Origin of the sequence: Rhodococcus sp. MALMAid1271 (genome assembly GCF_049195265.1) — a bacterium.
Taxonomy (GTDB): domain Bacteria; phylum Actinomycetota; class Actinomycetes; order Mycobacteriales; family Mycobacteriaceae; genus Rhodococcoides.
Genome location: NZ_JBMIRQ010000119.1, coordinates 36,359 through 58,798, shown reverse-complemented (window position 1 = coordinate 58,798; position 22,440 = coordinate 36,359). Strand labels below are relative to the sequence as shown.

Annotated in this window: 17 protein-coding genes and 1 pseudogene; 6 read left to right on the top strand and 12 right to left on the bottom strand. The window is 60.9% G+C overall.

Annotated features, from left to right (window positions below; translation table 11 throughout):
* Positions 1-302: 302 nt before the first annotated feature.
* Positions 303-1,487 (top strand): DUF726 domain-containing protein, encoded by a 1,185-nt coding sequence (locus tag ACOQFP_RS22820; protein WP_421585629.1) that lies wholly within the window; start codon positions 303-305, stop codon positions 1,485-1,487.
* Between the two features lie 165 nt (positions 1,488-1,652).
* Here the strand turns inward: ACOQFP_RS22820 and ACOQFP_RS22815 are convergent, their stop codons facing one another.
* The 5 genes and pseudogenes from ACOQFP_RS22815 to ACOQFP_RS22795 all read right to left on the bottom strand — a co-directional run bounded on the left by ACOQFP_RS22815 (position 1,653) and on the right by ACOQFP_RS22795 (position 11,768).
* Positions 1,653-4,880 (bottom strand): Eco57I restriction-modification methylase domain-containing protein, encoded by a 3,228-nt coding sequence (locus ACOQFP_RS22815; protein WP_421585628.1) that lies wholly within the window; start codon positions 4,878-4,880, stop codon positions 1,653-1,655.
* The gene (locus ACOQFP_RS22810; protein WP_421585627.1) at positions 4,877-8,143 is read right to left on the bottom strand and encodes a helicase-related protein; all 3,267 of its coding nucleotides are present in this window, start codon (positions 8,141-8,143) and stop codon (positions 4,877-4,879) included. Before ACOQFP_RS22810 ends, ACOQFP_RS22815 begins: the two co-directional genes overlap by 4 nt.
* A gap of 262 nt (positions 8,144-8,405) precedes the next feature.
* Positions 8,406-9,340: pseudogene (locus ACOQFP_RS22805) on the bottom strand (transposase); the annotation flags it as partial.
* A 568-nt stretch (positions 9,341-9,908) separates the two neighbouring features.
* The gene (locus tag ACOQFP_RS22800) at positions 9,909-10,613 is read right to left on the bottom strand and encodes a hypothetical protein (RefSeq protein ID WP_421585626.1); all 705 of its coding nucleotides are present in this window, start codon (positions 10,611-10,613) and stop codon (positions 9,909-9,911) included.
* A 603-nt stretch (positions 10,614-11,216) separates the two neighbouring features.
* Positions 11,217-11,768 (bottom strand): hypothetical protein, encoded by a 552-nt coding sequence (locus tag ACOQFP_RS22795; protein WP_421585625.1) that lies wholly within the window; start codon positions 11,766-11,768, stop codon positions 11,217-11,219.
* Positions 11,769-12,104: 336 nt separating this feature from the next.
* Here ACOQFP_RS22795 and ACOQFP_RS22790 point away from each other — a divergent pair, with 336 nt between their 5' ends.
* On the top strand, positions 12,105-12,641 hold the full coding sequence (locus ACOQFP_RS22790; RefSeq protein WP_421585624.1) for a hypothetical protein: 537 nt from the start codon (positions 12,105-12,107) through the stop codon (positions 12,639-12,641).
* Here the strand turns inward: ACOQFP_RS22790 and ACOQFP_RS22785 are convergent.
* From ACOQFP_RS22785 to ACOQFP_RS22755, 7 genes are all read right to left on the bottom strand, one after another.
* A complete protein-coding gene (locus ACOQFP_RS22785; RefSeq protein WP_421585623.1) occupies positions 12,626-13,663 on the bottom strand; it encodes an HNH endonuclease in 1,038 nt (345 codons plus the stop codon). The two genes, ACOQFP_RS22790 and ACOQFP_RS22785, sit on opposite strands and share 16 nt — an antisense overlap.
* Entirely contained in the window at positions 13,627-13,983 is a 357-nt protein-coding gene (locus ACOQFP_RS22780) for a hypothetical protein (protein WP_421585622.1), read from the bottom strand. Before ACOQFP_RS22780 ends, ACOQFP_RS22785 begins: the two co-directional genes overlap by 37 nt.
* Complete coding sequence (locus ACOQFP_RS22775; protein WP_421585621.1) at positions 13,980-14,840, bottom strand: hypothetical protein; 861 nt, start codon at positions 14,838-14,840, stop codon at positions 13,980-13,982. The genes ACOQFP_RS22780 and ACOQFP_RS22775 overlap by 4 nt, the downstream gene beginning before the upstream one ends.
* The gene (locus tag ACOQFP_RS22770; RefSeq protein ID WP_421585620.1) at positions 14,837-16,429 is read right to left on the bottom strand and encodes an AAA family ATPase; all 1,593 of its coding nucleotides are present in this window, start codon (positions 16,427-16,429) and stop codon (positions 14,837-14,839) included. The genes ACOQFP_RS22775 and ACOQFP_RS22770 overlap by 4 nt, the downstream gene beginning before the upstream one ends.
* 207 nt (positions 16,430-16,636) lie before the next feature.
* Entirely contained in the window at positions 16,637-16,861 is a 225-nt protein-coding gene (locus tag ACOQFP_RS22765; protein WP_421585619.1) for a hypothetical protein, read from the bottom strand.
* A 74-nt stretch (positions 16,862-16,935) separates the two neighbouring features.
* A complete protein-coding gene (locus ACOQFP_RS22760) occupies positions 16,936-18,351 on the bottom strand; it encodes a WXG100 family type VII secretion target (protein ID WP_421585618.1) in 1,416 nt (471 codons plus the stop codon).
* 7 nt (positions 18,352-18,358) lie between these two features.
* The gene (locus ACOQFP_RS22755; protein WP_421585617.1) at positions 18,359-18,676 is read right to left on the bottom strand and encodes a hypothetical protein; all 318 of its coding nucleotides are present in this window, start codon (positions 18,674-18,676) and stop codon (positions 18,359-18,361) included.
* Positions 18,677-18,860: 184 nt separating this feature from the next.
* Here ACOQFP_RS22755 and ACOQFP_RS22750 point away from each other — a divergent pair, with 184 nt between their 5' ends.
* The 4 genes from ACOQFP_RS22750 to ACOQFP_RS22735 all read left to right on the top strand — a co-directional run bounded on the left by ACOQFP_RS22750 (position 18,861) and on the right by ACOQFP_RS22735 (position 22,345).
* Entirely contained in the window at positions 18,861-19,634 is a 774-nt protein-coding gene (locus tag ACOQFP_RS22750; RefSeq protein ID WP_421585616.1) for a hypothetical protein, read from the top strand.
* 101 nt (positions 19,635-19,735) lie between these two features.
* Positions 19,736-20,824, top strand: a complete 1,089-nt coding sequence (locus ACOQFP_RS22745; protein WP_421585615.1) for a serine hydrolase — start codon at positions 19,736-19,738, stop codon at positions 20,822-20,824.
* Positions 20,821-21,294, top strand: a complete 474-nt coding sequence (locus tag ACOQFP_RS22740; RefSeq protein WP_421585614.1) for an ArsR/SmtB family transcription factor — start codon at positions 20,821-20,823, stop codon at positions 21,292-21,294. The genes ACOQFP_RS22745 and ACOQFP_RS22740 overlap by 4 nt, the downstream gene beginning before the upstream one ends.
* 520 nt (positions 21,295-21,814) lie before the next feature.
* A complete protein-coding gene (locus ACOQFP_RS22735) occupies positions 21,815-22,345 on the top strand; it encodes a GNAT family N-acetyltransferase (RefSeq protein ID WP_421585613.1) in 531 nt (176 codons plus the stop codon).
* The last annotated feature ends 95 nt before the right edge of the window (positions 22,346-22,440 follow it).

Here is a 22,440-nt window from a genome sequence, read left to right as displayed (position 1 = left end):
ACCCCGCACTGGTCCACAACGCGTGGGCCTTCGCCAAGCACGATCACCTGTACCGCACCCTTACCGACGGCGCTGAGCGGGAAAGCCATCAGAAGCAGGCAACGGCGCATCGTAAGACTGCGGCTGGCATCGCAGCACTAGTCGATAAGTTAGGGACAACGTCAAAGAATTCCTGGTGTTCAGCATGCTTCACCCGAAGCGACCATCGACGCTTGACGCAAGGATTCGGCACGATCCCGGCGTACCTGTGCGAATCGTGCGGTTCGCCGACACTGGGATGCGCAGGTCCGGGATGCGCCAACATGGCCACGCGAGGTTTCGCAGCGGTACTGGTGCCGCGGTACTGCGCCGAGCACAAGCATGAGATCCCCGGGTTCGAAAAAGCGTCGGCGAACTTCGGGGCGTTGGAGGACTACCACGAATTCCTCGATTTTGAGCGTCGAAACCTCGCACTAGGGTCACGTGTCGCAGCGATCTCCGTTCTCTCCGCGGGTGCACTCGCGACCGGTGCTTTTCTTGCTGCCCCGGCGATCGGCGGGGCAATCGGCAGTCTGAGCATCGCGGGGGGTGGCTACGCCGGGGCCGCGGCCAGCAGTTACGGGTTGGCTCTGCTTGGTGGTGGCTCGATCGCTGCGGGTGGGCTGGGGATGGTTGGCGGGACAGCAGTCGTCGCAGCCGTTGGCGGAGCCCTTGGCGGTGCGCTGGGCAGTTCGGTGACAACTGCTTACATCGGTGCCGACAACTCGTTCAACATCGAACTGATCAAGCCGGGCTCCGGGGTAGCCGTGATCGTCGCGAATGGACTGTTTAGCGAAGGGACAGACACACGTTCCGACTGGAAGAAGCTTGTCGCACGACGCTACCCGGATTCACCGATCTATCGAGTTCACTGGGGGAGCAATGATCTCGGAGACTTAGCAGCGATGGTCAAAGCAATAGGTGGACAACCCGCTGCGGCGCTGGGGCTCAAGGGGCTGGCGGCAAAGGCGACAAGAGCAGGCGCGAAGAAGTTGGGGCCGTTGGCACCCGCCCTCGCGATAGCTGCCGTTGCGAAGAACCCCTGGCATACTGCAAAAGTCAAGGCAGACCGAACAGGTGTGGCTCTGGCAGGGCTGTTAGCGAGAACCGATGCAAAGAGCTACGTGCTTGTCGGACACAGCCTCGGTGCCCGCGTTGCGGCCACAGCGGCCGAGACCCTTGCGACATCGAAGAGCGGGCCGAAGATTGACACGGTCCACCTCCTAGGCGCCGCAATCGGGTCGAAGGGTGACTGGCGGCTTCTCAGCAAAGCGGTTACCGGTGCTGTGCACAACTATCACTCATCGAACGACGGTGTCCTCAAGTACGCCTATCCGGCCGCGCAGGGTGGACAAACGGCGGTCGGGTTCGCAGGCTTCCGTACCGAGTTCGCCCGCATCCACGACCACGACGTCTCCGCTATTGTCGCTGGGCATTCGAAATATCTTCAAAGCGTGGAGCCCAGTTAGTAAGTATTTAGGCCGACTGCTGTTCTCCTGTCAAGAGTTTAGGGGCGCACCGGGCAGCTGAATTTGGACTCGTCGCTTCTGCGACGGAGTTCTTTGGCCCCGATGTAACGTCGGGCGCATTGGAATCGTCGTTGGCCGGGAGTGACGCCGTGGTGCCAGCATGCGCTACTTGGGGTCAGTAACCAGGGCGAGAGCATCAGGGTCAACCCCCGCCTTCGCGGGGTCGTAGCGCAGGGTGCCGGGTCTATCACCTGTGGGCTTGTAGGCGCAGTAGTAGGCGTGTTCAAGGGCGGGCAATAAGCTCGAATAACCAAGTTCAGCGGCCAGAATTGCATCGATCCGGTCCGTGATGTCGCGCATCTCGGAGAGAACGAAGTTGCCCATCCACTTCCCGGCGTACTTGGTGAACAGCACGTGGTTGGGGAAGTCGGCGGCGAGGGCGTCCCCGAGATCTCGCAGGCGCTCCCGACTGTCCGCGCTGAGCGCGGCGACGTTCACCGGAATGCTCTTAATCGTCTCCGCGGTGACATTGAAGTCGTCGCCCGTGCAGTACCACCACACGAAACCCAATTTGGATGCAGCGATGGCCAGTGCGAGGCGTGCGTCGTCGTCGGAGGCGAGGTAAAGGTGCTTGATAGGCGTGTCGGTAAACGGCGTGAGGTCCAACTCGTAGGCCGGGGGGTCCTCGCGGAACACTGCAAGCCAGTAGAGGGCGATGTTCTTGAATCCGAGGACGCTTGTGCCTCGGCGGGCCGCCAACTGTCCCAGGCCACCGCCGCCCACGGTAATCGCAAAAATGTCACTAAGTTCCTCACTCGGGACGCGTGCCCAGCCGACGAGGTCCTTGACGCTGTTCAGGTTGCCATAGGTCAAGGTCTCGAAGATTGCGGGCCGAAAGTCGTCGAACCACCGGTGGGTCTTCGTCACGTAAAGCGTGTTCCCCGTTGATCCGTCGCCGGACCCGACAACGATGGTTGAACGAACCCCTAGTCCAGCGGAGAACAGTGCGGCAGGGTTGCGCGAGAATGCGCTCACCCACAGGGTGCCGAAGCGCTTCTGCAGTTGCTTACGGAGCGAGGCAAAGTCTCGACCGAACTGTGCCGAGATCGGAAGGATCAGCGTCATGCGACCGTCCGACCGGGTAATCTGCGCCGCCCTTTCGGTGCACGGCGCGTAGATGTCCGGTGTGTCGTCGGTCGCGAATCCCTTAAACGTGTAGCCCTTGACCTTACGCTTGCCGACGTAGGGCGGGTTGCCGATGACGACGTCAAAGCCGCCGGCGGCAAACACCTCAGGAAATTCGATGAACCAGTGGAACGGGGAATGGCTTCGCACCCACCCGGACAGGGGACCTCGGATGCCGTGCACCGAGTGATAGTGCTCGTTGACGATGTCGCGGACCTCGGCAAGGCGGGACGACAGCGTGTCGCGAGCCGCCTTCACTTCGCTGGGTCGACCGGCCTCCTGGATGTCGCGGAACTCTCGATACGCGGCGCTGACTTCGTTCGCTTTCTCGATGACGGCGTCGATGGTCTGAGCCGCGAAGATGTCGCTGGCGTCCTCGATCTCATCGACGGTGCGTGCGCCGACGAGGACATTGCCGGACTTGATGTTGAAGTCGAGGTCCGGCAGTGGTTCTAGGTCCCTGCGGTCATCAATCGCTGACACCAACTTTAGGAAAAGTCGGAGCCGAGCGATCTCGGTGGCTTCTTTCATGAGGTCGACGCCATAGAGATTGTTAAGCATGGCGTGCTTGAGAATGAAGTACGTCTGGTTGGTGTGCTCGTTGACCTCAGCGATCAGGGCGTGAAGTTCGGAGTCCGATGATGTCAATGACTGAGCCCGTGCGGCGTCGATGACCGCGTCATACAAGTCGAGCAGGATCTTGAGGGCGGCGAACAGGAACGCACCCGAACCGCAGGTCGGGTCGATGATCTTGAGGTCCGACAGAATGCGCCAAGCGGCGACGACGTTCGCTGGTGTGTCCATGCCGTCGATGACGCGGGTGGCTAGTGACTCCAGATCTAGGTTTGCGGTAACAGCCTCGTCGACGGTGTCGATGTCGCCAGCCTGCGCGCGAGTGAGGATCTCGTCGTAGTGGGTGCGGCGCTGCTCAACCTCCCACCACGTCTCACCAGGGAAGCCATGTGTTTCGGGGGCGCGGCCGTTCCATGCCGGGCGCGGGAATGCTTTGCGCTCGTGATCAATCTCGCTGGGGACAGGCTCTCCGAGGCCATACATTAAGCTGTCCCATACGTAGGCAGCGGGCTGCTTTGCAACATAATCCCAAGGGTTGATGCCAGTCCTGGCCTGGAGTCTTTCGAGAAAAACGGGAAGCAGGGTCGAGGTCGTCATGAAGTGCGTGACGTCGTCCTTGGTGTAATACGCCCCTTGCTCTTTCTGGTTGATGAACTGCTCGAAGATGTAGCCGAGTACGTCTGGATTGATCTCGTTCGCGTTGCCGGTTGGCCGGTCGTCGAGATGCCACTGGTAGGAGTCGAAAAGATCGAAGATCGACTCGAACACTTCATCGGGAATCTGGATGTCGTGGTCGGCTGCTTCGAGTTCGTGAACGGCGAAAATCCCACCGTTGATGTAGGGAATGTCGCCAATGAGTCCCTTGATGGCTGGGTCTGTGATTCGTAGACCGGGAGCACCCAGCCCGCGGTGGAACATCGGGAGCAGGAAGTGGCGGTAGAACTCATAAGATTGCCCGCTGCCGCTTTGTGTGCGGAGGGTAGTGAGCCGGGTGCGAAGGTAGTCACGATCGTTGGCCATGAACCCCTTTCGCTGCATGAAGTAGATGAACATGAGCCGGTTCATCAGGAGCGCGGAGTACCACTTGCGGTCACCCTCGACGTCGAGTCCGCTAATGGCCTTTACGAGGGCGTCGTGCTGCTTGAGGAACTTCTTATAAAACTCATTGGTGACCCTGTCCGCGTCAAATGCTGACCGCATGCGGCGCAGGAGCTCGGGTACGGTCGGCGACTCGGAGAAGCCAATCTCGATCATGGCGAGCCGTTGGTCCAATGCAGGATTGTCAGTGCCGACAACGTGGGTGTGTGCGACGAGGCGGGCCTGGCCCGAACCCTGCGTGTTGCCGACTTGGGGCCAGCGCCACTCCTGAGCGAGGTTGTCGCGAAAGACGATGAGGCGTTCGTCCGAGACTCTGCGAAGTTCTGCGTCGATGAGACGCTGGGTGCGGGCATCCGGAACACAGCCGACCTGCCATACCCTGACCCCCTTGTACCCAGCGACCTGGCGGGCCTCGTAGATCGTTTCATCGACCTCGATGGGCACTGGCGCGGTAATGTCCGGCCGGTTCCAGCCCAGTTGCTCTCGGAAGAGGGCGGAGATGTCGCCACGATTCACGTAGTCAAGACGGGTGGTCACTGGATCACCCCCATGGTGCATACGATGCGGATGGGATCGCTCCCGGCCGTGTCTGGTATTACCAGTCGGTTGTCGCGATACATGAGCGCGACGAGGTCTGCAAGGTCGTCGTCGTTTGCCCGGGTGGCGAGGGCCGACTTGAGGCGACGTTCGGCGTCCCTGGTGAGGGGGCGACGGAATAACGCGTCGAGCGCGTCCCCGACGTCAGAGTTCAGGCTGACGAAGTTGCCGTTCAGTCGCTGCCAGACACGCTTGCGGACACCACGCAAGCGGCCCTCGATGGTCGTTGGCTTCGCGAGGGGGCCTCGGGCAAGCGCGGCCGTTAGGTCGAAGTAGTCGTCGCGCATCGGCACACCAGGCGTACCCCTGTCGGACCGGAAAACTCGGAGCGCCTCATGTCCGGTGAGGAGCCGCAGGTCACCTTCTTCGGAGGCGAAGCCGAACCCGTCGGTGTCGTTCTCAGTACGCACGTAGCAGGCTAAGCCGGGAATGTCGTCGGCCGTTGTCGAGGCGCGGGTGGCGTGCACCAAGTCGGGCAGTTCGGTGACCCTCCGGGCAAGGTCCGGCGTCTCTTCTTCAGCACGGGACCAGACCTCGTAGGCGAGGCTAGAAGCGTCGACCTCGGTGTCGACTCCGGTGTCGTCGAGTTGCCCCTCGTAGAGGTTCTCGATGGCTTTAGTTTCGTCCTCGCTACCGAAGAACACCTCGTCGGACCCAAACGCCTCGGCGTTGGCAGCTAGACGGTCCTTAATGCGCTTGCGCAAGCTGAGGACGTTTTCGACCGACTCGTGAAAGAACGAGTAGATCAGGATTTCTTCGGCCTTTTGACCCACACGGTCGACTCGACCGGCGCGCTGTATCAGCCGGATGATGGCCCACGGGAGGTCGTAATTGACCACGATGTGGGCGTCTTGTAGGTTCTGGCCCTCAGAGAGAACGTCGGTCGCAATGAGGATGCGGTGCTGGTCCACGTCAGCGGAGACATCCTCGGGATCGTTCGGCTTCCGGTTCGAGACGGGGGCGAACCTGCGTACGGTGCCGGTGGGGTCTTCAGTGTCGCCGGTCACTACGGCAAGCTTCTCGACCCCGCACTTCTTCAGTGCCCCGGCAACGTATACAGCGGTGTCTTTGTACTCTGTAAAAACGAGGACCTTCTCGTCGGCGTGGGTTTTGGTTACGAGTTCGATGAGTGCGACGACCTTCGAGTCCACGTCTGTGGTCCACTCGCCGTACGTGTCGAGCAGTTTCCGCAAATCGTCGGAATCGCGTTGGATGTCGATGGGGAGCGCGCGCTTAAACACTGCCTGCCTCACCCAGGTCACGCTGCTCGGGTTGCGCCTCTTGAGTGCCTCATAATCAGCTTTGGCGTTGCCGATGGTGTTGTCGTCCTCGTTGGCCTCATTCTCGTCTTCTTGCGCACTGTTGAACATGGCGTCAAGGACGGTGCCCACCGGGAGGAGCAGGTCATTCTGGATGGCGTACAGCCACATGTTGTTGCGAGCCAGGTGTCGGTTTACCGAGAGTACGTAGGAGTGCCCACACGAGGACAGGCGCTTGTAAAGGCCAGTTCGAATAAAGCCCGTCAGGTGGCCGCTAGCGCGTTGGAGGCGCTCGATAAGTTCGGTCTCCTCGGGCGTCTTGTGGGCCTTCGCGTCCACATAGGCGCCGAGGTTGTAACGCGGGAGCAGGAGTCCGTCGATGGTGTTGAGGGTGTGGTCCGACGACATCACAGCGGCGGGATCCTCATCGCCGAAGGAGTGGTCGATCGGCTTCGGGGTGCGCTCGGGGAAGTAGAAGCGACTCCCGTCGGGGTAGAGCAAGTAGTCGCGCCCATTCTCCGGGTCTGTCTTGCCGTAGTTGTTGCGGACGAAAGACCGGGTGCGGCGTACGAGGTGCTCGGACATAAGCCGCTTCCAGTCGTCGGCCTCTTCGGACTTACGGAACGCAAGCAGAGTGTTGGTCTTGTAGTCGACTTGCTCCGCAAGGCGAGGGTTCTTCAGCATCGCCGACAGCGGCTGCAGACCCAGGTCATCGTCATCGCCGATGTACAGACCCAACTGGTTAGCAACGTCGGTGAACCGGATGTTGTACGGGGTCGCGGTTAGCAGGAGGACCTTGCTGCCAGCGTTTTCGACGTAGTCCTTGATGTGTAGGTAGTCGCGGCGCTTGTCGGAGCGCATCGTATGAGACTCGTCGAAGATCACGAATTGGTAGGCGCGCATCTCTGGTAGGTCACGATGCGCCTGGGAATAGGAAACAACTCGGCCCGGAACATCGTAAGCGTCGAGGTGCTCCTGCCACATTCTGACCAGATTCTTCGGGCAGAGCACGAGCGTTGAGTAGCCGTACTCCTCACGTAGCATCAGAGACGTGGCAACAGCGGTAAGGGTCTTGCCAAGGCCAACAACGTCGCCGAGCATGGTCCCGCCACGGTGGTAGATGCGGCGGGCTAGCGTCTGGACAGCATTGACTTGGTAATCAAGCAATTTCTCCCGCATGGACGGCGGGAGGCTGTATTCGATGAAACCCTCGCGAACGTCGCGGGACAGGTGCCAGCAGACCTTAAGAAACACCTCGTGTGGCGTCAGGGGTTCAACACCTGCCCACGACTCGTCAATGAGTTTGACGAGGTCGCCGGTGATGTCGATGGAGAACTTGTCTTCCCAGCGGGCGAGGAACCAGGCGTCCAATTTTTTGGCGGCGTCGAAATCGAGCACATCGACGTTCAACTCGTAATTGTGCCGAAGGCCCGACATGGTGAGGTTGGACGAACCGACGAAACCGACGATGGGCAGGTTGGCGTCTTTCCGGTGGCAAAGGTAGGTCTTCCCGTGCAGTGGGCGGCGGGTGAACAACTTAATGCGGACCTGGCCGTCCACCAGATGCTTCCGGAGCCGCCGGAGGCTCTTCTGGTCGTAGGCATTCGGGATGCCCCGCATAAGTTGGGTGCGGAACTTAACGAGCGCGGCTTGGCGGCGGGCGCGGGCGACCTCGCCGTCGATACCGTCGTCGTCCTCGGAGCCCTCAAGGTCGCTCTGGAGAGCGCAGAGAACCTGTTCGTCTGGGTCGGCAAGTGTCATACCGACCAGCACCCGCATGATCGGCTCGCTCCCTGCGGGCTTGGCGTCAACCGCGTCGGCGAACGTCGCCCAGCCTCGAAGATTGAAGTAACCAACTGCGGCGTCCATGCGGTCCGAAGATCCGAACGTCTCGATGAGGTGGGGCCCGAGGTCGACGTCGATGTTGTCGAAAATCCGAGTCATGCGGTGCGGTCCTGCTCCCTAGTTCTGTTGCCAACTGCTCTGGCACTGATAGCTCAAGCACACCGTGGTGATGCGTGCACTAGATCACCCTAGCCTCCATCTTTCGTCCTGCTGACGTGGTCGCCTGAGCGGTTCGAAATTGCGAATTTCGATTGCGCTCACCTCGATTGGGCGTGCTGTGGCGGCCGATGTCGGTCGGTCCGGCGCTCGGTTCCACCGTCCGAGACGGATTCTTTCGCATCGTGTGGGTGAAGACCGGTGGTCAGGCGGGTGCGGGTAGCGCCACCAATCGGGTCAGTGCGTTGACGATCAGGGCCGACCACGCGGCATCTATCGACAGCCGAAGGTGGGTTCGGTGGGCGTGGGTGGCGATGCGTCCGGCGACGGAACAGATTCGCAGGCTTAGCCGTTTCGGCTCCCACCGGCTTGCGTGGTGGTCTGTGAATCCGAGCATCTGCGTCCATGCTGTGAGGTCGAGGGCGAGTTCGACGATAGCGATCCAGATCCGGTTGTGGTCGAAGGCGTACAGCAGAAAGTTTTCGGGGCCAGTATCTTTGGAACTTCGGTCTCGGTCTTCGCAGCGGGCACGGCGGCGATGCCGCAGTTCGAGGTCCTGGACTTGACCGCCGGCGGTATTGGTGGCGAATGCAGTGAGCCGCAGTCCGTCGGTATCGGTGAACCGCAACTGCGCGCCGGGGTGCGGGCGCTCCTTTCTCATCACCACATGCATTCTCGGTGGCCATGTCGAGAGGTCATGAGGCCGGTGGCGTCGATTACCCAGGCGCCATCGCGGACCTTCTCGTCAGTGTCGATCGCGGCCGACCACGCACTGTTGGGGACCTCGCGCAGCGGGGTGACCATAGTGTCGGTGAGACCGAACCCGATCGAATAGGACGCCCGCCTGTTGTGCAGCCACGACAGGAAGGCGTGGCTGGCTTCGACGCCGTCGGTGCGCACCCGTACTTTCTTACCGGGGCAGCCGCTGGAGGTGAACGGCAGCTGCGCGCGCGCCTTTCGGGTGACGTCGACGTGGTCTGATCAGCCGGGAGACAGTCGGGTCGGAGGGTACCTTTCCGAAGACGGCGCTGTGTTCTGTTCGCGCAGGGTCGCGGTATCAGCGAGGCAGTCTCCATCGACCGCCAAAGACACTGACAGGTCGGTGATGATCTTGCCGGGATCGAACTGCGCCAACGGTTTCCCGAGCGACCGAGTGCATCTCGAAGCTTTCCGTCACCCATCTCGCCGTGTGGCTGCACCCACGCCACAGCGTGGCCGAGCGTGTCTCCCTTTTGTGAAGCCTCGACCATCACGCCGACGAACCGCAACGTCAAGTTCCAGGTTCTGAGGTCTGCCTTGGAGAACTGATTTGCGAAGTCGTAAGGGTTGCAGGCGGTATCCGCTTCGAGGTGCACGGTGAGGTCGAATCCGTCGTGTGGTGGCAATACGTATCGACGACCTATTTCGTGCATATCATTGAGTCTCCCATTACTCAAAGGTTCCGGGGTATTGCTCGTGCTCGGTGAACCTAGATTCGAACCTGCACTCCACGGTTGAATTCGAGATAAACGTCGACGGTTTTACCAGTGAAGGGGGTCTTGCAGGACGAGTCGGACTTGTGAGCGTCCGTACGGGTTGGTTGTTTCCGCCGACTTGAGGATTCCGGTGATGTTCAAGTCAACGATTACCTCTCGTCCAAGGTATTGTTCCGTGTCCTCGAGTATCTGAAATGCGCTGGGATTCGGGGACAACATAGGGTTTGGCAACCTCATTTCGCTCGTGGATTGTTTGGTACTGAGTGACCGGCGTTGTCGAACAGCCATCGTTCGATCAAGTCGGTTCGCGGGGCGTGAAGTTCTGCGGCCCAACGCCGTAGGAGATCGCAGTAGCGTTCGTAGGCCGAAGCGCGCCATTGACTGGTAGGCAACGAGGTCCACCCAATCGCGTATAGGGCACGCGCGACGCGCTCGTCGAGGATGTAGCACGGGTGGTCGGCAGCGCCCGCGCCAGCGAAGTAGAGGTACTTGGTGAAGAAGGCGGGCCCGAGTCCTTTCAGCACGGGCTTGTTGGCGGGGAACAAAAGCTCATAGGCGGATTTTGGATCGTGGCGGCCTATCTGGGCGGCGCGCTGCAAGAGTTCGCCGGCCGCTGACGGACTCGCTGCGACCCCAGTGATCCTCGCACGGTTATTGCGGGGACTGGTTCCGCTGCCCCAAGCGATGGAATTCCACAACAGCGTCAATGCGCCAGTAGGCGATCGCGACGCGTCCTCGGCGATCGCGAACAGCTCACCTCGCGTAATCGTCTTGCCGAGGAGCGTATCGGGCAGACCGTGGTCGGCAAATTCCTGGGCCCACCATTTTGGGTTGACGGATATCCGGTGGTCGAATATCGCTTCGTGGGCATCAGTCCGACCGAGCCAACTGCAAGCGGCGGACGGCAACTCGAGTAGGGATAGATCCGTCGCTGTCATGAGAGACAATAATTCCTCATGGCATCGACAAGTCAAGGGAACCGGGTATCGGACTTCCCGAAGGGCATAACGAACACGCGAAGGCCGTAGATATCTCGCCGCAGTCCCCCTTTGTTCTCGACGCGGTCGAGACCTGTGAAATCAATACGGAGATCGTTGCTGCCGCCTTCGAGAAGGTCTTCGAGCACCCCGACGACAACATCGCGAGCACCATCACGGTGTCTCCGTGGCCGGTCGTTCCCCGCGCCGAGACAGAGGTCGGGCTCTCGCGTCGTCCGACCCGATGGTTCGAGAGCGCGGAGCTGCCGGCTGCAGCGCCGTCACGTTGGTATTTACGTTGATTCACCGCTCCCCCTGCGAGCGTCAGATTGCATACTTCCGCATCTCTCGGGACGTGCCGTTTATCCTTTTCACAACGGGCACTGGGTTGTTGATCTGAAGTGTTGCTCCATGCGGATTGCTCCGATTGTCATGTCGTTGGCCTCGCTGTATCGAGCGAGATCGTTGGCGTGGGCGCAGTTCTCGTTGAGCAGGTCGGCCCACTTCACAAGACTCGTTTAGTCCCACTAGACGCTACAAACAAAGGGGAATAGACAGATAGTGTCAGCCTGTTACACCGACCACGACTGCCACCGCGAGTAGCCCGACGGTCACCACCATCAGAACCAAGGCCAAGAGTATGTATCGCCGTTCCTGCGCCGCGGTGACCGGTAACGCCTGTCCATCTCCCGGCCCTGCGGTACGAGCACCGATCTCGAAAGGGTGCGTGAACAGCAGGACGATTGAGGCAATCAGCAATGCCGCCGATGTGACGGGCACCAGCCACAAGCCCCATCCGACAGATGCATCCTCACCCTCGAAAGCAACGACGTCGGTGAACGCTGTCACCAACCCAGCGATACCGCATATCAGCATGACGACGACAGCAAGCAGCGATGCAACGACTGACCGTACGAATACCGCCAAGCCCGCCACTACTCCCACCCCGAGAACGATCTTGCCGTCGGCGGTCGACGTTCCGGCCAGACCTCCGAACGGTGTAGACACCCAGCTACCCAAGGCGCTGATCACCAAGCCGAGAGCTGAGGCGGCGGCGAGCATAAAAGCGGGGACGTTGACGTTGGACAGAGACGGCTGGCGGACTGGTGCGGTCATGGCGCTCGTGTCCTTCTCGCTAGGGCTATCAGACTGCTGAGGAGTATCGGGACCGTACCGCTTGCCCGGTAATCCCCGCGGCACAACACAAATTTCGAACCGATGTCGCGATTGCGCCGCACTTCCGTAGTCGCGATCAGCGCCCGCCGGGCACTGTTGGTCATCGAACAGATAGTCCGAATCGGCTGTTAATCAATTTCTTCTAGCTCGCGTGCGGTGCCGTACATCGCCCACCGCAGGCGCAAGTTCATACGCATACCGGGCAACTCGGGCTACCCGCCGATCCACAGCCTCTTGAGCGTGCCTGTGCAAACCCGTTGACTACTGTTCGCCGCTATGGCGCAACCATCGACTCGACAGGCCTTCGACGACTTGTTCGACGTGATCTTCCGCGACCGCGTCCCGCGTTCGCCGCAGTTCGACCTGACCCCGACCGCTGTGTGGCAACTCGGAGTGTTCAGCGATGCGTTCGACAGGAGTAAGCCGATATCGCTCGTGGAAACGATCTCGGCACCCGTGCAAACCGACGATTGGACACTGTGGCGGACAACCAAGATGAAGGACGCCAGATCCGGCCGATCAGCGATTCGCTTCAACGACTACATCGAGTTCTCGGCGATCCCCGAACACGCTAATACCGTCCGCCTCGGGCAGCTCACGCTCGTCGACTGGGTCCTAAATCGCTGTCAGCTCGTCAAGGATTCACGCTCTGGACGCACGATTTTGGACTCCAACGACATCAGTCGCCGCCATGGATGTCCAAGGCTGGTCGCAGACTTCCTCGCCACGACAATTGCGGCAAGCTGTAGCGCCGCACATCTTTGGGTGGGGGACGTTGCCGAGACCAGCGGTCTGTTCTATACAGCGACGTAGATCTTTTCCCGGTGCCAAATCAGATAAGATATCTCCGGAGAGACCGAATCTGGGCCTAAGAAGATCCGCTCTCCCAGCGGTGGCTTGCCCGGTGCATGCCGAAGTGCCGGGGTTGCTCTCACCTCGCTCTCGATTCCTGGCGCATAGCTGACACTGAGGTCCTGATTAACGGTGATCAACCCAGTATCGAACGCGACATCATGCGTAGGGCACGCGGTAAGTCCATTGCGGAAATCGAGCCGCTCATCGTCGGAGCTATCGCGCCACGGCTTGATATGACTCGCCACCATCATTCTCGGCCGACGCTGTCCTGCGATGGTGCCACTCAGTCCGCAGAAGACACAACAGTTTTTGTGATTCTCCAGCACCGACTGGGCGAACCGATGCTGCCCGACGCGTACGGCGAACGTGAACATTCTCTGAGTCGGCAGGACCGCCTTTCCACTACCTTCTCGCCTGTGCTGCTCCAACTTCCTCTCGAATTCACTCTCGACGACACTGACGTCGAGTTCAGCCTGACCCTCGAGCTGTAGAGCGAAACCATCCTCGAGGTGAAGGAAATCTGGCAGCTCGGCCTCATCGATGTTCAGAGTTCGAGCAACATCGAATATGCGCAAGTAGAGACCCCTCAGCAGATCGAGATCTCGAAGCCGCTCGGCCACCTCGAGGTCGTGCTTACCGCCGTATGATCGAGTCCCGTAGAGATTGGCCATCTTTGCGATGATCGACGTGGGCGGACGTTTGAATATCCGGGCCAGGTCCTGCACCGGGAACGGCGCGCGCGAGGCCGATGCGCTTCCGTATCTGCTGTAGTCCATCACGAGTGAGGCACAGAAGCACAGCACAACTTCGCACTGAACGAAATTCTTCTGATTAGTACCCGCGGGGACATGCTCGCGAGCGAGTACCGATACCCACTGCTGTCGCAGCATGTCGTCGGTCGGGTCGATGAACGCCGCCACACCGGAGCTCATTGGATCTATAGTCATTCGCCTTCCAACAGCGTTGCCACCACGCCACACAGGTGCCGAACCTCATCCACCGTCGGCGCGAGTTCGTACGCGTGGTGGTGGCATGCGTTGCTCAATCTGTTCCATGCCATCGCAGCAGCGTCGGCATTCTCGGCTGTGTCGAGCGACCGCAGAATCACCAAGCGCGATCGCATACTCGGTCGCTCGATATCCACGCCCAGCGCCACGCATCGCTCGATTGCCAATTCCTCCAAAGCCTGGCGAGCGAGGAACGCGGCCAAACGCGCCGAACCGCCTGCAGCACCATGACTTCCGCCGAGCAGCAGTTCGGCATTTCTCAGCGCTACCGCCGGTGACGTTGCCGTAGTCATTCGGCAAGGATCCCGTCGACCATCTTCTTCAGGTCATTGACCACTTCCCATGTGATCGGCCGATCGGCTCCCTTGTGTGAGCCGGCGTTCGCGATATGCAGCGTCGGGGAGCGTTCGGTGCGAAATCCCAGCCACTGCGACACGTCTTGTTCGGCATCCTGATGTACGGCCAGCGCAATCTTGTTGCGAGTCTTGTGCACGGCCGACCATCGCTCCTCGGTCACCATCCGCGACTCCCCCGCACGGTGTTGCTTTGCGTAGAACACCTGCTGCGCAGCCGATTCCAGAGCCAACCGGAACAAGCCCGGTGCGACCCGCCGCTTGACGTCGTCAGGCACATTCTCGTCCAACACCAATGCCCGCACATCATTGAAATAGCGGGTCGCTTGATTCTGTGTCTCGGAAACACTTATGTTGGAACCTGATTCGCGCATCACCTCGACGAGCCGCGCATCGACTGCGAGTTGTCTGATCGCAGTGGCCAATCGGTCGTCGTGCGAGAACACGATGACTTGCCTGGTCTTCGCGAGCGTCGACAGCACTTTGATGAAGCCGTCGATCTTCGCTGGATCCATCGCCTGGATCGGGTCGTCCAGCACGATGAATCGAAACGGACTGTTCGGCGTAGTCGCCCTCGGGATGAACAGTGCTAATGCCAACGCATGCAGCTCGCCCTGACTCATCACCGACAGTGCCTCGGACTCCACGCCGTCGACCGAGCCGGTCATCACTACTCGCCTGCTGGTGTTGTGGCCCACCAAGTTGATAGCACCGATGTCGACATTGCTTTCCTGCCGCAACTCCGCCCAAATGTCGCGTGCCTGCTCGGCAATCGGCGCGAGCCGCTGATCCCTCAATTGCTTCGCATGCGAGGCAATCCACTTCTTGGCCGCGTCGACGTTCTTGACGGTCTCATCGGCCTCTCGCGCCGCGGATTCGAGGGTGGCCCACGCGGCCAGACGTCCAGCAATAGGTGCCAGGTGTCCTCACGCTGAGCCGCCGCTTCCTTGGCCGAGGTGCGTAGTACCTCCGCAAACTCGATGACCGCGGGCATTGTCGTAGCCAAGTGATCCGCCACACCGGAAGAACTCGACGGCTGCTCTCGGGCCACGGCGACGGACTTTCGATATTCGGCCAAGGAAGGCAGGTCAACGCCCTCCACCGCGGTGGCGTCGGCGATTTCATTCCCAAGTTCGACCGCTGCGCGTTGCGCTTGATCGCGTCGGCGGCGGCTGAGCTTGTAGGCGGCCAACTTCTGGCTCTGCTCGGACAACTGCGTCCGCGAGTGCTCGGCCCACGCATTGTCGAGCGTCCCAGTCGCACACACCGGGCACTCGATAGTGCCCGTCTCACTGTGCAGTCGCAGTGCCGCATCGAGCAGATCGTTGCGCTGCTCCACCACCGACAGTGCCTCATCAGCGGAATCCGCGGTATCGGCCGCAGCTGCCCGGAGCTCCGCCACCACCTCATCGACACGCTGCTGAGTCGGGGCGCTCAGCGCTGCGAGCCGCTTCAAACCGATGACCGCGGGCGATGCCGATGCGTCGGCTCCGGTGGCGAGCGCCAGCACCGCGTCGAGATCCGCAACCCGCTTCTTGACCAGGGCCACAGCAGTTATCGCACGATCGTCCGACGCATCCGACAACGAGTTCTTGAGCTGGCGAAGGCTCTCCGCTGCTCGTTGCCGGGGCCCCTTGACCTCCTTGAGTACCGCTGCCAGTCGCTTCTCGGCATCGGTGATCTCGTCGAGTCCGAGGAGTTTGGCCAGGGCGTCGTGCAGGGTGGACGGCGTCGCGTCGAACAGTCCGCCGATTTCGTCATAGGACAGGATCGGGCGATGTAATTCGACGGCAGACTTCCACCCAAGTGCATCGGTACCGGTGCTGCGCTTCTGCTTTCCCACCTGAGTCCAGGTGGAGCATCCCTTAAGCGCGGCATCGGAGGTCCAGTCGACACCGACTACCGTCGGTTCGGACCCTTCGATCGTGAGCCCCACCCGCACCTCACACGGATCGCCCTGATGCAGATTGCGCCAGGTGTCGGCCCACAGCTTGGCCTTGTTCTCCCAGCGGTAACTCGAACCGGTGATCGCGAATTCGAGAGCCTCGGCAAAGCTCGACTTGCCCGATCCGTTGCGGCCACTGACGATCGTGATGCCCGGCGCGGGGTGTAGCTCCAACGCTGCCTTGGGCCCGATACCGCGGAATCCTGCGACAGTGATCGAGGTCAGAAACGCACCGACCGGCTCTTCGACGAGCTGACTACCCGACGGCTCCGGAACGTGCGGGGTCGAGATGCCGTCGAGAAGCTCCTGCAGTGACGTCGGCCCTTCCAGGGCAGCGAGAACGAAGTACTTGACCTCGTCGGACAGCTCGGCATCCGCATCGATGGCGTCGATCACCACATCGACGAGTGGCCTGTCGACAGCATTGTCGGCAACGGTCACCGGCACTCCCCTGTTCGTTCTGATGGCTAACCAGACCCCACAGTTCCATATGGGACCGACAGTGCGCAGGGACATCCGAAATGAACGGCTGGATTCCATCAGGGTGATACTCCGGCACAGCGCAGACAGCCAAGACATCCCAACGTTGATATCCACAGCCCAGCCGGTCAGGTTTCGATGAATCGAGATGTATCGAGCAAACCTGGTTCAATCGTGGCGCTTCTGATTCCGTCGTCCGTGTACGAACAACCGTACGATGGCCATCACCGTCGCCACGAGAGGCACGATGACATAGCACAGACCGACAAAAACTATTGTGCCCCAGAGGAAGAAGCCCACCAGGGCCGTCGAGAAATACTCGGAGAAGGGATGGTCGAAACCGTCCGTCGCGTATCCCGTCGTCAATGCTCCAGCGACACTCGCGGCGGTCAAGACGTAACCGATTGGTACTGCCCACAATAGCGACACGAACCATAGGTGCACGAAGCTGGTTCGAGACCGTGCCGTCATCGGCCACTCTCCACAATCTCGATCCTCGGCGGCGCGGACGGCGAGCCAAGGAGCGTACCGACTTCCGGTGCCAGACCTTGCTGAGAACCGGGGTACCCCATCTGACGGGGAGCCAGCGGCGGCTCACCCACCTGCGGAGCATCCACCCCGATCTCGTTGTTCGGCCCTTGAACCAGATGGCTCATCGGTCCATACTCGGAACCCGTCGCTTCATAGTTGGCTAGCTGCACGACGTTCCCATCGGACTGATATTGGTAGATCTCAGCGGACGGAAATGTGCCGACAGTTCCGCCGGCCAGTACAGCGGACCCGCCATGGCTGGGGTGAAGCGTCACATCGCCCTCAACACCAACACCGGCAAGCTTGCCCGCTACCGGCTGATAGGCGTCTGTTGCAAAGTAATTGATCCTCACCGAACCGTCGGCCGCCTGCGCCACGCGGATCTCAGGATAGTCCGCAAGCGGTAGGTTCGGTCCGCTCGTCACGACTGTGGGATTCTGTCGCGCGACCACAACACCATTCTCGTAGTCCACATACACCGAAACCCGAGATTGACCTGCGCCAGCGTAGGGGTCGGGCCCCCGGTTATCGCCAGCATTGTTTGGAAAGGCTCGGCCGTCCAAAATGTCAGCTGGGTTCACAGTGAAATTCTGCGCCTGTTCACCCGGGATATAGAGGTTGGTTCGCACCATTCCGTATCCCTCTCGCGGTTCGATTGTTCCAACGACGAAGTTCGAATCAGCGCCCTTGTTCACTGCCAGATGCGTTTGCGGATCGAGCGCTTCCGCCATTCGCCAGTCGTTCACACTGATGGGATCCAGGGCGTAAACCTGTCGGAATGCATTGATCTGAGTTTGGTTCCGATCGAGGCTGTCGGAGGCTTCCGCGTCGACGGAACTCGGGGCCGCTTGATCCACGAATCCACCACCTATGGCCGTCGCCAAGTTCCGGTCGATCCGGTCCGCTGTGGAGAGGATGTCGTTGATTCTGCCTTGGAGATCACGAACCATTTGATAGTGCTGGGCCTTCTCCTCCTGCATCCAACCCTGCATCCTGGGCGGATCTGGGTCGAATACCTGAGCCGTCAGCTGGTTGACCGCGAGCGTTGCCGCGGATAGATCATCCCGTACCGACGCAAGGTCATCCTTGACCGATCGAACACCAGACACTGCGGTGACCACGGCCTGCCCCATGTCGTGAACAGCTCCGCCTGTTTCACCGATAGCTGGGCTCAGCGATTCCAACTTTCTGTGGGACGCATCTGACGCGTCACCCTCCCAGCTCGGAACGAGAACTCGACTGTCGAGCGCGGCTTTCAGATCCTCGCAGTGCTGCGACACTTCGCTGCAGACCCTCGCGAACAGCTCCAACTCGACTACGTTCCATCGATCGATATCGTCGATTGTGAGCACTCGGTGCCTACTCGCGATTCGAGACGATAGAAGCCCGCATCACCGTCGAGGCCGAGTCCATCTCCTGCTGCTCGTACGATCGCGCAGCGTCGGCAATGCTGGTCGAATGCCGGCTGATCTGGACCGACACGCTGTTGGTCCAGCTTTGCATCCGAGTCAAAAAGTCCGTGGTGGCCGCACCGGAACTACCCACCAGCCCGTTAGCCAAGGCACCCTCGACTGTCACCCCCGCATGTTCCATGAAGTCGTCATGGTCCGCCGCCATCGCCGCCAACCGAGCTGCACCTGAATACAACTCATCCGGATTGCAAGTGAAATCAGTCATCGTCTCCCCCGAGGCATGTGGAGACACAACATACAGCAATCGAGGCAAGCCTTCCGTGACCTGTGTGATCAGCTAGAGACGTTGCGCAGATGGCGCGCCCCGCTACTTCGTGCCGCGCAAATCCTTGTCGCTCGAGACCCTAAGCTCCGCGGACTCTGTCGGCACCCGATGCTTCGATGGCGGTATGTCACGACTCGACGAGGGGTTCCCGCCTCCCACGGCCTGTGTGCAGTGGTGTCAGCACCGCAGCTACGACCTGCATGTCCTCGACGACGGCGTGGAGGTGGACCTGGATTGGTGGAACGGTCACCTCGACAGGGCAGGTTCTGACCTTCGGCTGCGCGGCCGCAATCTCGACGGCGAAATCGTCGAGTACGGCGGCGCGACCGTGCAGCGCAACGACCTTCGATTCGGCACCAGCCTGGCTGTAGGCGAACATGATTCACTCGGACTGCTGTTTCTCTGCGCGGCGTGGCAGGGCAGCCACCGGCACCGCAGAGCAATGCGGCGATTCCCGGACGTCATGAACCCGCACCTGAACCGTCCCGACGAGAACCCCGTCGCGAAGACGCTGGCTGTGCTCGACAGCTGCGTACGGAACCGTGCAGTGCCCGACCACCCGAACTCGACCTGGTCCGGATTGCCCGATGCGCCCGGTGTCGGAATGTCACTGATGGCCACGTTCCTGTGGGCCGTGAAGGCGTCGGTCTACGGCGGCCCGGCGCAGCTGATCGACCAATACGGTGTCTCGACACTCATCCATGAAGGGTGGCTAGAAGATCCGTCCGTCACCGGCTTCACGCATCGCCGCTACGACCGCTACGTCGAACTCGTCACCGCATGGGCAACCGACATCGGGACCAGCCCCGAACTCGTCGAAATATGGCTCGTGCAGCGTTGGAGCGCTCGACTCAACGAGGCACGGCACGGTCGCTACACCGCACCCACACTGTTTTGAACCACCCAACCCAGAACCTTGCCGCATCGCACAGCCTTGATTATGCTTATCCGTAATTACGGAATAACAGATCGGAGAGCTTGATGCGGCACCGAACCTGGATGTCGACAACCTGCGCAGCCGTCCTTCTGATCGGCGGATGCGCCACCGACACCGACTCGACCGCTACAACCACCACCACTCCGGCACCGGAGAATTGTGTACCCGTTACCTCGACCGACCTCGCCACCGAGGACGGGTGGATCGGACTGATCGATCAGGCACCCGACACCGTCGGTCTTGTCATCGACGACGGCCGTGGTCGAACCGTCGAACATCGAGCCGACCAAGAACAGGTGCTCGCGTCCGCGATCAAAGTGGTGCACCTCGCCGCTTACGCCCAGGCGGTCGCCAACGGCTCGATCGATCCGAACGAGCAAGTGTCACTCTCGGATTGGGAGCGTTGGTACGTGCCCGGCACCGATGGAGGTGCTCACCCCAACGCCCTGACCCGGCTGGGCATTGCGAACAGTGGCACCAACGCCACCGACCCCAACGCCACCGTTCGCATCGACGACATGGTCTCGGCCATGATCCAGGAAAGCGACAACTCCGTCCCCGACTACCTCCGATACCGACTCGGCGACCAAGCGATCATCGACGCTGCAGCTACCGGCGGGTGGGAGAACTTCGAAGTGCCGAGCCTGGTGACCGACGTCCTGTCTCTGTTCGATCCGGCACTCGCCGACGGCAACCGCTGGGACACCGCCCAGAAATGGGCATTCGACCCGCAGTTTCGAGAGCAGGTGAACGCAACCGTGCAACTGCCGACCTACGAAGAACAGGCCGCGCGAGTGCAGAGCACTTTTCGCGGCGGTTCGGCCGAACAACTGAACGGAATGTATCGCGCCTTCACCGACGGCACCTACGGCGCCGCGTCCGACGTCATCCTGCGCCAACTGGAATGGCAACCCGCAGGTGACAGCGTCCAGGGGATCGGCTTCAAAGGAGGCAGTCTGGCAGGAGTGCTCACCCAAGGATTCGAACTGCGCCGCAACGACGGAACAGTCGCGACCGCCGTGTGGCTGATCGACGACCTCCCCGCAGACAGGTTCGATCAAGCCATGGCCGATTTCGGCGTACAACAGCAACTCATCATCGAAGCGATGCAATCGCCGGACGTACTCGACCGGATAGCCTGCGTGGCGTGAGCGCAGAGTTCGAATCGAGACTGGCAGAGCTGGAAGCCCGCGTCGCCGAGCTGGAACGACGCGACGCTCCCCAACAGCTCGATGCCACCCCGTCGACCGGCGGGATGATCGCTTACCAAGGCGACGTGCATCTGCACGGCACCGTCCACTGGGATATCAGCTACTCTCCCGACGCCATCGTCGAACTCCCTATCTCCTCGACGTCGGAAGTGCTTGCTGCCCTGGGACATCCGGTTCGGCTTCAGATCGTGCGAACCCTGCTGCGAGGCCCGGCGAACGCGGCAGATCTGCACGCCGCGGTCGGAGTCGGATCCTCCGGTCAGATCTATCACCACCTCAAGACGCTCAGTTCAGCGAACATCGTGGAACAGCATGGCCGCGGTGACTATCGAATAGCCCCCAAACGAGTTGTACCACTGCTTGTTTCGATGCTCTCTGCCGCGGATATCGCGGGCGATCTCGGCACCTGAAGACCGTTCGCGCAGGCCGCCGCCACCAGGGGCGATGCTGCCGATGCCTCGCCAAGCAGAAAACCGACCCGTGCTGACTTTCGTGACAGTGACACCCGTCACCACCGGAGCACAGGGAGAATCGGCAGTGGGACGACGCGCAACGGCAGCGATTCTGAGTCTGGTTCTCATGGCGGGCAGCGTAATCGGCACCGGCACCGCCTCGGCAAAATGGGGTCGATCCGGCGCTGGGCATTCCGCCGAGCGTCGACCTGGGCTTCGCACTGCCACAGCAGAAATCGATGCCGTACATCCCCGGCGACACGATCCGCTTCTGGGCCTGTTGAGGTGCATCGATGGCCGGTTGCAGCCGGACTGGAGGCTGACAATCTCCTACATTATGAACCGCACGGGCAGGAGAAGCGAACGGCCCTGCACGCGCTCTGTCGGATCGTGCAGATTCGTCTGATCAGAATCGGCCGGACGGGGGGATCACCAGGGTTCGAGTCAGCATGAATTGTGGTCGGGCAGAATCGGGCGCATGACTGCCGCGCCCATCCACACCGAGCGCCTGACTATGCGCCTCTACGAACCAGCCGACGCACAGAAGATTCTCACGTACTACAGCGATCCCGAGGTCTGCCGCTATCTCCTTCATCCGGCGTGGTCACACGTCGATGCCGTTGCTGCGGTGGGTAAACGGATGAAGCGAATCGGATTGCACACACAGGCGCTGGCGATGGTCGTCGAACACGAGGGCACCGTGGTCGGCAACGTCGAGGCATGGTTGGTCGACGGTTCACCGTCCCTGGTCGAGCTGGGTTGGACCTTCTCCCCCACTGTGGCCGGTCGCGGCTACGCCACCGAAGCGGTCCTTGCCGTGATAGATCACGTATTTTCGCTACCTCAGATCCACCGCGTCAGCGCCCAGATGGATGGCCGCAACGACGCGTCGGCCCGGCTGGCCCGCCGCGTCGGGATGCGTCAGGAAGCGCACTTTCGCCAGAACTGGTGGTGTAAGGGCGAATGGACCGACACGCTCGTCTACGCGATGTTGCGATCGGATCGCTGACACCCACCATCCGACGTGACGCGTTCACCTCATCACCATCTCCCCGTTGACTCCGCGACATCGACCGGTGACCGAGGTGCGACATTCTCGAGAAC

Bases quoted from the DNA above. Each gene is read 5' to 3' on its own strand.
- ACOQFP_RS22800 (WP_421585626.1), bottom strand. From the start codon at position 10,613: ATGACAGCGACGGATCTATCCCTACTCGAGTTGCCGTCCGCCGCTTGC.
- ACOQFP_RS22745 (WP_421585615.1), top strand. From the start codon at position 19,736: ATGTCGACAACCTGCGCAGCCGTCCTTCTGATCGGCGGATGCGCCACC.
- ACOQFP_RS22810 (WP_421585627.1), bottom strand. From the start codon at position 8,143: ATGACTCGGATTTTCGACAACATCGACGTCGACCTCGGGCCCCACCTC.
- ACOQFP_RS22735 (WP_421585613.1), top strand. From the start codon at position 21,815: ATGACTGCCGCGCCCATCCACACCGAGCGCCTGACTATGCGCCTCTAC.
- ACOQFP_RS22750 (WP_421585616.1), top strand. From the start codon at position 18,861: ATGTCACGACTCGACGAGGGGTTCCCGCCTCCCACGGCCTGTGTGCAG.
- ACOQFP_RS22795 (WP_421585625.1), bottom strand. From the start codon at position 11,768: ATGACCGCACCAGTCCGCCAGCCGTCTCTGTCCAACGTCAACGTCCCC.
- ACOQFP_RS22820 (WP_421585629.1), top strand. From the start codon at position 303: ATGGCCACGCGAGGTTTCGCAGCGGTACTGGTGCCGCGGTACTGCGCC.
- ACOQFP_RS22780 (WP_421585622.1), bottom strand. From the start codon at position 13,983: ATGACTACGGCAACGTCACCGGCGGTAGCGCTGAGAAATGCCGAACTG.
- ACOQFP_RS22790 (WP_421585624.1), top strand. From the start codon at position 12,105: ATGGCGCAACCATCGACTCGACAGGCCTTCGACGACTTGTTCGACGTG.
- ACOQFP_RS22755 (WP_421585617.1), bottom strand. From the start codon at position 18,676: ATGACTGATTTCACTTGCAATCCGGATGAGTTGTATTCAGGTGCAGCT.